The organism is Phocaeicola abscessus CCUG 55929 (genome assembly GCF_000312445.1).
GTDB lineage: Bacteria > Bacteroidota > Bacteroidia > Bacteroidales > Bacteroidaceae > Phocaeicola > Phocaeicola abscessus.
Genome location: NZ_HE997186.1, coordinates 135,561 through 147,733 on the forward strand (window position 1 = coordinate 135,561; position 12,173 = coordinate 147,733).

Sequence of the window (12,173 nt, forward strand, 5' to 3'; positions counted from 1 at the left end):
AGAGATGAAAGTATTAGTAACAGGAGCGGCCGGATTTATTGGAAGTAAGCTGATGGAGTTGCTGGCCAAGCGCGGTGATACGGTAACAGGAATCGATAACATCAATACCTATTACAATCCCAATCTGAAATACGCACGGTTGGCGGAAACAGGCATTGAACTCCCTCCCGACTGCCCGTTGAATAAAGCCGTTCCGGAAACGGGCAACGACGGGACAGAAGTCACTTTCCCCGAAATGCCCTTCGGCATGAAGATACCAAGCACAAAAATCCCCCGTCTCCGCTTTATTCGCATGGACATTGTCGATACGAAAGCCCTTCTCGAGCTATTCAAAGACGAGCGATTCGACGTCGTGGTGAACTTAGCCGCCCAGGCGGGAGTGCGCTACTCCCTTCGGAATCCATTCGCCTACATCGAAAGCAACGTCATGGGATTCATGAATATCCTGGAATGTTGCCGGCATTATCCAGTCAAACACTTGGTTTACGCCAGTTCCAGTTCCGTATACGGCCTGAACAGCAAGACACCGTTCAGCGAAGACGATGAAGTAAGCTCCCCCGTCAGTATTTACGCCGCTACTAAGAAGAGCAACGAACTGATGGCCCACGCCTACGCAAAACTTTACAGTCTCCCGTCCACCGGACTCCGATTCTTCACGGTCTACGGACCGTGGGGACGTCCGGACATGGCTCCCATGCTCTTCGCCGAAGCGATCAGTAAAGGAAAGCCGATCGACATATTCAACCATGGCGACCTGATCCGCGATTTCACTTACATCGACGACATTGCGAACGGAACCATCCAGGCAATCGATCACATTCCGGATGCGGAAAAATGCCCGAATCAAGTTCCGACGAAAGTCTACAATATCGGATGCAGCCACCCCGTCAAATTGATGGATTTCATTAACGAGATAGAGACGGCCTTGGGCAAAACGGCCGTCAAACGCTTCCTGCCTATGCAACAGGGCGACGTATACCAAACCAATGCGGACACGACGAAGCTGAAGAAGGAAGTAGGCTATCAACCTCAAGTAAAATTGCACGAAGGCATCATGAAATTCGTCGAATGGTATCAATCGGGAAAAAACCCCTTAAAAGAAACAAAGATATGAAAATTGCCGTAGCAGGAACAGGTTATGTCGGAATGAGCATCGCTACGTTGCTCAGTCAACATCATCACGTCACAGCAGTAGACATCGTTCCAGAGAAAGTGAACCTGATTAACCGCCGCAGATCACCCGTCGCAGATAGAGAAATCGAAGAATATCTCACTACGAAGGACTTGAAACTGCGCGCCACCGGCGATACGAAAGAAGCTTACCGCGACGCCGACTTCGTAGTCATCGCCACGCCCACCAATTACGACACGAAACAGAACTTCTTCGACACCTCCGCCGTAGAAGCTGTCATCGAGGCGGTCATGCACCACAACCCCGAAGCTGTCATGGTTATCAAATCCACCGTTCCTGTGGGATATACCGAAAACATCCGTCGAAAGACAGGTAGCCAGAACCTACTGTTCTCCCCGGAATTCCTCCGCGAGAGCAAGGCGCTCTACGACAACCTCTATCCCAGCCGAATCATCATCGGCACCGATCCGAACGACGTGCGACTGGTCAAAGCAGCACACGGCTTCGCCGAGCTGCTCCAAGAGGGAGCGATCAAGCAAGATATCGAGACCCTCTTCATGGGGTTCACCGAAGCAGAGGCCGTGAAACTTTTCGCCAACACATACCTCGCCTTGCGCGTGAGCTACTTTAACGAGCTTGACACGTACGCCGAGATCAAAGGACTAAACACGCGAGACATCATCCGGGGCGTTTGCTTAGACCCTCGCATCGGCGAGCAGTACAATAACCCGTCGTTCGGTTACGGAGGATACTGTTTGCCGAAAGACACCAAACAGCTTTTGGCCAACTACTCGAACGTGCCCGAAAACCTCATCCAAGCGATTGTAGAAAGCAACCGCACACGCAAGGACTTTATTGCCGATCGTGTACTGAGTATGGCCGGTTATTACGAGGCTAACAGTGCGTGGGAAGCGAAGAGGGAACACGAGGTTATCATCGGAGTATACCGCCTCACCATGAAGAGTCACAGCGATAACTTTCGTCAGAGCTCCATTCAGGGGGTGATGAAGCGTATCAAGGCCAAAGGGGCGACTGTCGTGGTTTACGAGCCGACACTCGAGGACGGCACCACCTTCTTCGGCAGTCGCGTGATCAACGATCTGGAGGAATTCAAACGACTCAGTCACGCTATCATCGCCAACCGCTACGACAGTTGCCTCGATGACGTGAAAGATAAAGTCTATACCCGCGACATCTTCCGCAGGGACTGACCTGCTCGGCCAAAGGTTCACAGTTTTACTTTCCGCTTTGCGGGGGCCGACTCGTTGTGCAGCCGATCCAAGGCAGTGACAACATACGTGTACTTCGTCGTCCCCGTCTCGTAGGGGAGCTGCACGAACGTATCCGAGGTGAGCGTCAACAAACGGGCGGGATTGTCCGTATCTACCTTCTCGCCGGAGGCAAACCGGTACACTGCGTAGCGCACTGCCCGATCCATTTCGATCTTCGCCTTCGGAGCGGTCCAGAACAACATGTACCCGTCGGCCGTCCATATGGGTTTGAGTTTCTTTACCTTCTTGGGAGGTTTGTTATCGATGAACGGCGAAGCGGGAGGAATGGCGGGATATCGATGATAGTTCGTTTCCAACAGCGTGCGGTAACGGCCGGGGTCGTCGAACAGCGCCTCCGCATACCACAGGCAACTCCCGCCCACCTTTGGGAGCGACCGGTACAAGCGTCTCTTCGCAAAGAGTTGATGTTCGTCCGAACGGGTGGGATCGACGCTTCGGACGGTGCGCAGCACGTCCTCGCCGATGTAGAGGGGGCGCCCTCCCGCATGATCGTTCCACCACCGAATCAGCGCGGCATAATCGGCTGCCTTGTGTCCGATCTCCCAATACAGCTGTGGAATGGTGTAATCGATCCATCCGTTCCGGATCCATGCCAGCACGTCAGCGTACAGGTCGTCGTAACATTGCAGACCGTCGGTAAGACTACCGTCGGGATCGTTCTTCCGGTTACGATAGATACCGAAGGGAGATACGCCGAATTTCACCCACGGCTTCGTCGCACGCACTGTACAGTGGATGTCCTCGATTAGACGATTCACGTTCTCACGTCTCCAATCCGCCTTCCCGGCGTAGCCGCGACCGTAGCGGGCAAAGCTGACGTCATCGGGGAAATCTTCGCCGTTCACCGGATAGGGATAGAAATAGTCGTCCATATGGATGGCATCAACGTCATAACGCTCCACGATGTCGCGTACTACCCGGCAGATGTGCTTGCGGTTCTCGGGTAATCCCGGATCGTAGAAAAGTTGTCCGCCGTAGGCGATGAACCGCTCAGGATGCTGTGCGTAGGGGTGCAAGGGCGAAAACGTCACGACCGATTTCGTACGCGCCCGATACGGATTGATCCACGCATGGAACTCCATGCCTCTCCGATGGCTCTCGCGCACCATGAACGCCAGCGGGTCCCAAAACGGCAAAGGTGCCTGCCCCTGTACGCCCGTTAAGAAACGACTCCACGGTTCGATGGACGAGGAATAGAACGCATCCGACTCTGGACGAACCTGAAAGATGACGGCGTTGATCCCCGCCTTTTGCAATACGTCCAATCGCTCGATCAACGACTGCTGCATGGCCTCCGTCGACATCCCCTGGAACTGTCCATTCACCGTAGCGATCCATGCCCCACGAAACTCCCGCTTAGGCAATCCCTGCTGTGCCCCGGCGCAGTGACTCGCCCACACCATCACTGCAAAAAAAAATATTTTTAATCTCATAATTTACCAGCTTGACGTTAGTTATCGCACAAAGGTAGAAAAATCGGTGGAAAAATCGCTCGAATCTCAAAAGATTCCCGCAGGTCGCATCGAATGAAATGGAAAATCCGTCCTGCTCGTTCCGAACATACGGGAAAAACGAGGAATATTTTCCCTACAGAGTGTCCCGACAAGGTATCGCCTTGGTTTTCATTAACCGATAAGAATACCGGTTAACATCACACCGGTTTTTATTAAAGATGCAGAGTTCGTTACACCCTCCTCCCATCGGTTTTTCAGGAGAAAAGAAACGTGAAGGGAATCGGAGAAAGTTTGCATTTTATCCGAAGTTACTGAAAGTATTCCGTATCTTTGCACGAATCATCAAATACAACGATCCATGTCGGAAAACAACCATATATCCATCCGAGGCGCACGGGTAAACAATTTGAAAAACATCAGCACGGACATCCCCCGCAACCGATTGATAGTCATCACCGGCGTATCTGGCTCAGGGAAGTCCTCACTAGCCTTCGATACGCTTTACGCCGAAGGGCAACGCCGTTACGTAGAGAGCTTATCGAGTTACGCCCGTCAGTTCCTCGGTCGAATGAGCAAGCCGGAATGCGATTTCATCAAGGGCATTCCCCCCGCTATCGCCATCGAACAGAAAGTGAACAGCCGCAACCCACGTTCCACCGTGGGCACTTCGACCGAGATTTACGAATACCTTCGTCTGCTCTATGCGAGGATCGGAAAAACCTATTCGCCCGTCAGCGGGCAGCTGGTGAAGAAACACAGTACGGACGATGTGGTACGCTGCATGCTCTCTTTCCCCAAAGGGACGAAATACACGGTCCTTACTCCTGTCCTGTTGCGCGAAGGCCGCTCATTGCTTGAACAATTGAACATTGCACTGAAACAAGGATTCACACGCATCGAAGTGAACCGCGAAATCGTGCGCATCGAGGATTACCTGCAAACGATGAACGCCGCGACGGAACAAGCCTCCCCGAAACCGTCGAAACAACTTATTTACCTGTTGGTCGACCGTTTAACGGCCGACGACGGGAAAGAGAGCGTCAGCCGTCTCATTGACTCCGCTGAAACGGCGATGTACGAGGGCGACGGCAATTGCCTGCTGCGCAGCTACCAGGGTGACGGAAGCACATGTCTCTTCACCTTCAGCACCCGCTTCGAAGCAGACGGGATCACCTTCTCAGAACCTACCGACCAACTGTTCTCCTTTAATTCGCCTGTCGGTGCCTGCCCCGTCTGCGAAGGGTTCGGAAAAATCGTCGGCATCGACGAGCGTCTCGTTGTCCCCAACCGGACATTAAGCGTCTACGACGGAGCTGTCTATTGCTGGAGGGGCGAAAAGATGGGCGAATGGCTGAAGGCTTTTATCGAGGAGGCTCCCGCCCACGACTTCCCAATCTTCACCCCCTATTACGCCCTGACTCCGGCACAAAAAGAGTACCTGTGGCACGGCCCTCGGGAGAAAATCTGTATCGACTCCTTCTTCAAAATGTTGGAAGAGAATCAGTACAAGATTCAGTACCGGGTCATGTTGGCACGTTACCGAGGGAAGACGGTGTGCCCCGTCTGTCACGGGACGCGGTTGAAGAAAGAAGCGAATTATGTCAAGGTAGGGGGCAAATCCGTCACCGAATTAGTGGATATGCCCGTCTCAAGCCTGAAAGCGTTTTTTGATGGGCTACAACTCGATACGTCCGATGCGGCCGTCAGTAAACGCATCCTCACCGAGATCAACAACCGCTTGCAGTTCATGATAGACGTGGGCTTGGGATACCTCACCCTCAACCGGTTGAGCAACACACTCTCTGGCGGGGAAAGTCAGCGAATCAACTTGGCCACCTCGTTGGGCAGCAGCTTGGTGGGTTCGCTGTACATCTTGGATGAACCCAGCATCGGGTTGCATAGCCGGGACACGAATCGGCTGATCAAGGTGCTGAAAGCCTTGCGTGACCTGGGAAATACCGTAATCGTGGTCGAACACGACGAAGAAATTATCCGAGCGGCCGATTACATCATCGACATCGGTCCCCAAGCTGGGCGCTCGGGAGGACGCATCGTTTATCAAGGCGACATGAAAGAATTGAAACCGAATGACAAGGACAGCTACACCGTCCGTTACCTGCTCGGTGAAGAAACGATCCCCCTTCCCCCCTCGCGCCGCCCATGGAACAACTACATTGAAGTAAAAGGAGCCCGGGAGAACAACCTGAAAGGTATCGACGTGAAATTTCCACTGAATGTTCTCACGGTAGTCACTGGTGTGAGCGGATCGGGGAAAAGCACGCTCGTGCGCGACATCTTTTATCGGGCTTTGAAGCGGGAATACAGCGAAGCGGGCGACCGTCCGGGCGAGTACCTGTCTCTAGAAGGCGATATGCGTGCGGTGAAGGATATAGAGTTCGTCGACCAGCACCCCATCGGCAAATCCACCCGCAGCAACCCCGCAACTTACCTCAAGGCGTACGACGAGATTCGCAAGTTGTATGCCGACCAACCCTTATCGAGGCAATGGGGATTCACCCCGGCATTTTTCTCTTTCAATACAGAGGGCGGACGGTGTGAGGCATGCAAGGGCGAAGGCGTCATCACCGTGGAAATGCAATTCATGGCCGACTTGGTATTGAAATGCGAATCCTGCCACGGGAAACGTTTCAAGAAAGACATTCTGGAGGTAAAATTCCACGGGAACAACATCTACGACGTATTGGAGATGACCGTCGACGAGGCGATCGAGTTTTTTACGACATATCGGCAAAATAAAATCGCAGATGCACTGAAGCCTTTGCAAGAGGTCGGATTGGGATACGTCAAACTAGGACAATCCTCCTCTACGCTTTCGGGCGGAGAGAACCAACGCGTGAAGTTGGCTTCTTACCTGAGTGCGGAAAAAGCACAACCGACGATCTTCGTGTTCGACGAACCTACCACCGGCCTGCATTTCCACGATATAAAAAAACTGTTGGAAGTCTTCCATGCGCTCATCGAGAGGGGGCATACCGTAGTCATCATTGAACACAACCTCGATATGATCAAATGCGCCGACTATGTTATCGATTTGGGACCGGAAGGAGGAGATCAGGGCGGCGATGTGGTGGTTTGCGGTACGCCGGAAGAGGTCGCCCGATACGAAGCCTCGCACACGGGCCGTTCTTTGAAAGAAAAGCTGTCCACTTCTTCATCGCACACATCATCGAGATGAAGAACTACCTATCCCATACTTTCTGGTTGCTTCTGATCGTCGTCGGAACACTGCTGGCGATGTATTTCCTGCCTTCGCTCTCTTTTCACGGACATACCCTGCGCAAGGTAGACATTCTTTCCGACCTGCGTCCATCGAAAATCGCTACGAAAGATTTCGTCGCATCAGATTCGTTGCTCGTCGCTCCGAAACCGGTTTTCATAGATACCTGCAAAACCGGATTAACCTGTATCGAAGACTATTCGGATTCCGTCCGTACTTTCAGCATGGATCATTTCTACGAAGCGCTCTCGGAACGGAATACGATACCCCGGCCAGTCCGCGTGGCTTATTACGGCGATTCGTTCATCGAAGCGGATATCTTCACCGGTGACCTTCGGAGCATGTTACAGGATGAATACGGAGGAAGCGGCGTGGGCTATATCCCTATTACATACAACATGACAGGGTTCCGACCTACCGTCCACCAATCGTTCGGCGGTTGGGAGAGTCATACTAAAACTGATCCCATCGGATTCGTCGACAAATACCAGGACATCGCCGGCAACTACTTCGTGCCTACCCCCGGAGCGTACGTGTTGCTGAAAGGGGAAAAGCATTATGCGCTGCATTTGGATACGTGCAGCACGTCGATGATCTACTTCCGAAACGAGGGTGGATTAAAGATCACCGCCGCTGTGAACGGGACACAGCAAACACATTTCGAGCCGACGGGCACAGGGGAATTGCAGGCAATCGCCATCGACGGACGCATCGGACAAGTGCGGTGGAGCGTAGATCAGTGCGCTTCCGCCACGTTCTACGGCGTGACGATGGAAAGTCATCCGGGAGTGGGCGTAGACAATTTCAGCATACGCGGAAGCAGCGGCATCCACCTGAGTACGATCCCGATCGAAACATTACAGGCATTTTATCGGTTGCGTCCATACGACCTGATCGTGCTGCAATTCGGCTTGAACGTGGCGAGCAAACGCACGACGGATTATACCGTCTACAAGGAGAGCATGAAAAAAACCATCGATCACCTGAAAAAAGCCTTCTCAGACATCAGCATCCTGCTGGTCGGCGTGGGAGACCGCGAATACAGAAACGAGGAAGATGGCAAACTGTATACCATGCCTGGCGTGAAAAATCTGATTCGCTTCCAGCAGGCGATCGCCGCCGAGAACCGAATCGCCTTCTGGAACATGTACGAAGCCATGGGCGGGGAAGGAAGCATCGTGAAAATGGCGGAGAAGAAAATGGCCAACCTGGATTATACGCACATCAATTTCAAAGGGGGCAGACATTTGGCCAGCCTTCTGTTCGAAGCGTTGAAATACGGAAAGGAACAGTACAACAAACGGAAAGTGTATGAAAAAAAATAACATCATCGCTCTCGTCTGTCTCACAGCAACATCGCTGCTTCCCTTCCGTACGGTCGCTCAGGATGTCGTCCCAGAGCCGACGAGCCCGCAACCGCCCTTATACCACTCCAACGATCCGAAACCGTTCACTGCACCCTTGCACTTCATCCCGGTCGAAGAAGCAATTCCTGCCGCCTTTCAAGGGACAGTTGAAAACAAGATTGTAGACGAAGCACATACCTTGTTCCCCTTCTTCGAGAGACTGCTGCTCTGCGAAGCACCGGTACGAATCGTGCACATCGGCGATTCACACGTGAGGGGACATGTATACCCTTACACCACCCGCTTATTATTGGAAAAGGACTTTTCCGACCGAGCCGTTTATCCCGATACTATAACTTATCGAACGAGCGGCATCGCCCGAGAAACGGGAAATCCCGGTCTCGTTTTTCATATCTTCGGCGTGAACGGGGCGACCGCCGCTTCATTCCACGCAGAGGAGCATATCCGGGAAGTCGCATCTCTCAACCCCGATCTGATCATCGTCTCGTTCGGAACCAACGAAGCGCATGGCAAGTATGCGGCAAGCGATCATCGGGTGGAACTGGACAACTTGATTACCTCCATACGGCAGGCATGTCCCAACGCCACCATCCTGCTGACCACCCCTCCGGGCGCTTATATCGGAAAAAGATACGCCCGGCGCATCAACCCCAATACGCGCCAGGCGGCGAAAGTCATCACGGAATACGCTGAACGGAAAAAGATAGCATCATGGGATCTGTATACTATTGCAGGCAGCGGAAAGCATGCTGTCCGGAATTGGAAACGAAGTAACCTGTTCCGCAGGGACGGCATCCATTTCACCCCCGAGGGATACCGGTTGCAAGGAACTTTATTGTATCAGGCCTTTATAAAAGTATACAACGAATATGTGGCGAATAGTATGGAACAAACTGACTGATGTTCTGACATACGATGCCGAAGCGCCGATGCTGTTCAGCAGCGGAATCTTCCTGTGGCTGTTCCTTGCCTTTGTAGCCATATATCTGCTGTTGCACAAGCGGGATGCGGCTCGCATCGCGTTCGTCACGGCCTTCTCTTATTACTTTTACTATAAGAGCAGCGGATGCTATTTCTTCCTTTTGGGAATCGTCACGATCAGCGACTATCTCATCGGCCGGAGGATGGCAACGATCGAGACGAAGTGGAAAAGAAGATTGCTGCTTGCAGCGAGCCTCGTAGTCAATCTGGGCTTGCTTTGCTACTTCAAATATACTAACTTCTTTTACGAGTTGCTGAGCCCACTATGGGGAGGGCATTTCCATGCGTTGGATATCTTCCTGCCCGTAGGCATATCGTTCTTCACCTTTCAATCGCTGAGCTATACCATTGATATCTATCGTCGACAGCTCCACCCGCTCCGCCGATTATTGGACTATGCGTTTTACGTATCATTCTTCCCCCAGTTGGTGGCCGGCCCGATCGTCCGGGCACGGGATTTCATTCCCCAGATACACCGGCCGCTACTCGTTACGCAGGAGATGTTCGGTCAAGGCATATTCTTTATCCTCAGTGGCCTTTTCAAGAAGGCCGTCATCTCCGATTACATCAGTATCAATTTCGTGGAACGCATCTTCGACAATCCAGCGTTATTCTCGGGCGTAGAAAATCTCTTCGGTATCTACGGCTACGCCTTACAAATCTATTGTGATTTTTCCGGCTACAGCGATATGGCTATCGGCATCGCCCTGCTCTTAGGCTTCCGATTTCCTCTCAATTTCCGTTCGCCTTACAAGTCGGAGAGCGTAACGGATTTCTGGCGACGCTGGCACATCTCCCTTTCCACCTGGCTGCGCGATTACCTCTACATTTCCTTAGGAGGAAACCGGAAGGGACAGTTCCGTACTTACCTCCATTTGATCGCTACCATGCTGCTCGGCGGTTTATGGCACGGCGCCTCGTGGAACTTTGTCGTTTGGGGCGGATTGCACGGCATAGCGTTGGCAGGCCATAAGTGGTGGCGCAATCTGAAAGGCAAGCCGAAGACAGCCGTTTCGCACGGCTGGAAGAAGATAGTCTCCATCGTCGTCACCTTCCACTTCGCCTGCTTCTGTTGGGTATTCTTCCGTAACAGCACGTTCGAGAGCTCCGTGACGATGCTCACGCAAGTTTTTGCCGACTTCCGACCGGGAGTATTTACCCAACTCGTCTCAGGGTACAAACCGGTCTTCCTGTTGATGGTCATCGGTTACCTCCTGCACTGGGCGCCGGACAGCTGGCAGGATGCCTGCACGAGGACAGTAATCCGAATGCCGCTTACATGCAAAGCATTCCTCCTCATCGCACTGATCTATCTGGTAATTCAAATCAAAAGCGCCGCCGTCCAACCGTTCATCTATTTTCAATTCTGATTGGCCTCGCAAGCGGTACGTCATCTCAAAGAGTCGGTCGACAGCACTACAACATCGCCTATGAGATCCAAACAGTCAGGGGATTAAGAGAGAACTGTCTCCATAGCTCAAGAAACGAAAGTCGTGATGCAAAGCATAATCGTAAATCATTCGCCAATCGCCGCGGACAAAGGCGGAAACCAATAAGAGCAACGTGCTCTGCGGCTGGTGGAAATTGGTAATCATCTTCTTGACGATTCGGAACGCATAGCCCGGAGCAATGATGATCTGCGTACTCGCATGAAGCGCCTCCAATTGATGGCGGTCCATATAATCCAAAAGCACTCGCAAAGCTTCAGACACGGTCAAAGTATGCGTTCCTTCGTAAGGCGTCCACTGCCCGACATGCAGGGAATCCTGAGCGGTATCGGGGGCAGCTTTTACAATCTCGCCCAAATAGTATAAACTCTCCAATGTCCTGACCGAGGTAGTTCCTACGGCTACGGCGGCACAGCGATGATTCAACAGTTTCATAAGAGTGCTGCGCTTGACAGAGATCCACTCGGTATGCATTTCGTGTCCCTCAATCTCCGCATTTTTGACCGGTTTAAACGTTCCGGCTCCGACATGCAGCGTCAATTCCTCTCGGTCGACGCCTTTCTCATCCAACGCTTTCAAAACGCGGTTTGTAAAATGAAGTCCAGCGGTCGGAGCAGCCACCGAACCTTTAATCTTCGAGTACACCGTCTGGTAAGTCGTCTTATCGCTCTCTTCCGTCTTTCGATTCAAATACGGAGGGATCGGAAGTTCTCCGACCTCCTCCAAGATATCGGCAAAAGTCAGTCCCCGCTCATTCCAACGAAAATCGATCCAATGGCTGATTCCATGCGCTTGCTTCCGCACCGCCGTAAGCACGATCCGTTTTCCTCTTACTTCGACGTTCCTGCACAATGGACCGTCTTTCCATTTCTTCAGATTACCGATCATGCACCACCAACCGCAGCATTCGGTCTGCTGGAAATTCAAGGCATAATCGTTCGGTTGAGCCGGTTCCAGACAAAAGACTTCAATCAACGCCCCCGTCTCTTTGCGGAAGAGAAGCCGCGCCTGAATAACCCTCGTATTATTGAAAACCATCAGTTCGCCAGAATCTAAATAGTCGGGTAAGGAAGTAAAGATGTCCTCGCTTGTTTTTCCACGACGATAAAGCAACAGCTTAGCATGATCCCGCTCGGCCAAAGGAAACTTGGCGATCCGTTCGTTTGGCAGATCGTAATTGAAATCGCTGATCTTGATATGCTTCGTATCTTCCATGATGAATGTTTTCATTTTCATGCAAAAATATCTATCTTTGCGCTAA

General features: G+C 52.2%; 8 protein-coding genes. 6 read left to right on the plus strand and 2 right to left on the minus strand.

Annotated features, from left to right (window positions below):
- Positions 1 to 4 precede the first annotated feature (4 nt).
- Both BN102_RS09755 and BN102_RS09760 read left to right on the plus strand, forming a co-directional pair.
- Positions 5 to 1,114: an NAD-dependent epimerase/dehydratase family protein gene (locus BN102_RS09755; RefSeq protein WP_019208961.1), complete on the plus strand. Its 1,110-nt coding sequence runs from the start codon at positions 5 to 7 to the stop codon at positions 1,112 to 1,114.
- Positions 1,111 to 2,343 (plus strand): nucleotide sugar dehydrogenase, encoded by a 1,233-nt coding sequence (locus BN102_RS09760; protein WP_036787998.1) that lies wholly within the window; start codon positions 1,111 to 1,113, stop codon positions 2,341 to 2,343. The genes BN102_RS09755 and BN102_RS09760 overlap by 4 nt, the downstream gene beginning before the upstream one ends.
- A 17-nt stretch (positions 2,344 to 2,360) precedes the next feature.
- On the opposite strand, the gene BN102_RS09765 is transcribed toward BN102_RS09760, so the two are convergent.
- The gene (locus tag BN102_RS09765) at positions 2,361 to 3,857 is read right to left on the minus strand and encodes a glycoside hydrolase family 10-like protein (protein ID WP_021311093.1); all 1,497 of its coding nucleotides are present in this window, start codon (positions 3,855 to 3,857) and stop codon (positions 2,361 to 2,363) included.
- Between the two features lie 379 nt (positions 3,858 to 4,236).
- Here BN102_RS09765 and uvrA point away from each other — a divergent pair, with 379 nt between their 5' ends.
- The 4 genes from uvrA to BN102_RS09785 are packed head-to-tail and all read left to right on the plus strand — an operon-like array spanning position 4,237 to position 10,834.
- Positions 4,237 to 7,074, plus strand: coding sequence for an excinuclease ABC subunit UvrA (uvrA, locus tag BN102_RS09770; RefSeq protein WP_019208964.1), 2,838 nt, complete (start codon positions 4,237 to 4,239; stop codon positions 7,072 to 7,074).
- Positions 7,071 to 8,441, plus strand: coding sequence for an SGNH/GDSL hydrolase family protein (locus BN102_RS09775; RefSeq protein WP_019208965.1), 1,371 nt, complete (start codon positions 7,071 to 7,073; stop codon positions 8,439 to 8,441). The genes uvrA and BN102_RS09775 overlap by 4 nt, the downstream gene beginning before the upstream one ends.
- Positions 8,428 to 9,384: a GDSL-type esterase/lipase family protein gene (locus BN102_RS09780; protein WP_019208966.1), complete on the plus strand. Its 957-nt coding sequence runs from the start codon at positions 8,428 to 8,430 to the stop codon at positions 9,382 to 9,384. Before BN102_RS09775 ends, BN102_RS09780 begins: the two co-directional genes overlap by 14 nt.
- Positions 9,353 to 10,834, plus strand: coding sequence for an MBOAT family O-acyltransferase (locus BN102_RS09785; protein WP_019208967.1), 1,482 nt, complete (start codon positions 9,353 to 9,355; stop codon positions 10,832 to 10,834). Before BN102_RS09780 ends, BN102_RS09785 begins: the two co-directional genes overlap by 32 nt.
- 75 nt (positions 10,835 to 10,909) lie before the next feature.
- Here BN102_RS09785 and BN102_RS09790 read toward each other — a convergent pair whose 3' ends face one another.
- Entirely contained in the window at positions 10,910 to 12,130 is a 1,221-nt protein-coding gene (locus BN102_RS09790; protein WP_198006562.1) for an S-adenosylmethionine:tRNA ribosyltransferase-isomerase, read from the minus strand.
- Positions 12,131 to 12,173: the final 43 nt, after the last annotated feature.

What these genes read in the sequence shown, in the direction of transcription:
- BN102_RS09755 (WP_019208961.1), top strand. Translation starts at nt 5, where the DNA reads ATGAAAGTATTAGTAACAGGAGCGGCCGGATTTATTGGAAGTAAGCTG.
- BN102_RS09760 (WP_036787998.1), top strand. Translation starts at nt 1,111, where the DNA reads ATGAAAATTGCCGTAGCAGGAACAGGTTATGTCGGAATGAGCATCGCT.
- BN102_RS09765 (WP_021311093.1), bottom strand. Translation starts at nt 3,857, where the DNA reads ATGAGATTAAAAATATTTTTTTTTGCAGTGATGGTGTGGGCGAGTCAC.
- uvrA (WP_019208964.1), top strand. Translation starts at nt 4,237, where the DNA reads ATGTCGGAAAACAACCATATATCCATCCGAGGCGCACGGGTAAACAAT.
- BN102_RS09775 (WP_019208965.1), top strand. Translation starts at nt 7,071, where the DNA reads ATGAAGAACTACCTATCCCATACTTTCTGGTTGCTTCTGATCGTCGTC.
- BN102_RS09780 (WP_019208966.1), top strand. Translation starts at nt 8,428, where the DNA reads ATGAAAAAAAATAACATCATCGCTCTCGTCTGTCTCACAGCAACATCG.
- BN102_RS09785 (WP_019208967.1), top strand. Translation starts at nt 9,353, where the DNA reads ATGTGGCGAATAGTATGGAACAAACTGACTGATGTTCTGACATACGAT.